Source organism: Paenibacillus sp. 3LSP (genome assembly GCF_032465655.1).
Classification (GTDB): Bacteria; Bacillota; Bacilli; order Paenibacillales; family Paenibacillaceae; genus Fontibacillus; species Fontibacillus barengoltzii.
The window spans coordinates 1-973 of record NZ_JAWDJI010000235.1 but is presented as its reverse complement, the minus strand read 5'-3'; the positions used below and the strand labels follow the sequence as shown (position 1 = coordinate 973).

2 tRNA genes and 2 rRNA genes are annotated in these 973 nt (G+C 50.6%); all 4 read right to left on the bottom strand.

Annotated features, from left to right (window positions below):
* Positions 1-317: 317 nt before the first annotated feature.
* Positions 318-393 (bottom strand) — tRNA-Ala (locus RW092_RS20350).
* A 95-nt stretch (positions 394-488) separates the two neighbouring features.
* A tRNA-Ile gene (locus RW092_RS20345) sits at positions 489-565 on the bottom strand.
* Positions 566-603: 38 nt separating this feature from the next.
* Positions 604-720 (bottom strand): 5S ribosomal RNA (gene rrf / locus RW092_RS20340).
* A 105-nt stretch (positions 721-825) separates the two neighbouring features.
* Positions 826-973, bottom strand: a 16S ribosomal RNA gene (locus RW092_RS20335); the annotation flags it as partial.

The window sequence follows — 973 nt, the reverse complement described above, 5'->3', positions numbered from 1 at the left end:
CTTCTTCGGCTCCTAGCGCCTAGGCATCCTCCGTGTGCTCTTAGTAGCTTAACCATTATGCTCAGTATTGTGCTGTCCGCTCGTTGTCCGTCGCTTGCTGACTTGCTCTCGCAAGCAGCCGCGCACTCCCAAAGGATCGGCCATCACAAAACTTCGCACCAGCAATCACTACAATCTTCACTTGTTGACACAAGTTCAGCTATGATGAATTTCAATTTGGCTTTGCAGCAAATTTAAATTCATCAGAAAAGGATTGTTCTAAAACGCAAATTTCGTTTCGTATATCCAGTTTTCAAGGATCAAGTTAATGAAATATATGGTGGAGCCAAGGAGGATCGAACTCCTGACCTCCTGCTTGCAAGGCAGGCGCTCTCCCAGCTGAGCTATGGCCCCAAATTTTACCCCAAAAAGTGAAGTGATGCTCCGAAGCCAATTCCGAATACTTTTCAGGGACCCCGGTAAAAAACATCTTCATGTTATGGGATATATGGTGGGCCCTAGTGGACTCGAACCACCGACCTCACCCTTATCAGGGGTGCGCTCTAACCAGCTGAGCTAAGGGCCCATAACAGATATTCATTTGTGCACCCGAAAGTGGGTTGCGCTTGGCAGCGTCCTACTCTCCCAGGACCCTTCGGTCCAAGTACCATCGGCGCTGGAGGGCTTAACGGTCGTGTTCGGGATGGGAACGAGTGGAACCCCTCCGCTATCGCCACCAAACGCTTGAGAGCTTGAACTCTCAAAACTGAGCAACGAGTGAGTAACTTCGTCAACCTGAGTTGACTTATTTGTACCGTTCCGTAACAGGAACGAAGTACTCCATAGAAAGGAGGTGATCCAGCCGCACCTTCCGATACGGCTACCTTGTTACGACTTCACCCCAATCATCTACCCCACCTTCGGCGGCTGGCTCCTTGCGGTTACCTCACCGACTTCGGGTGTTGTAAACTCTCGTGGTGTGACGGGCGGTGTG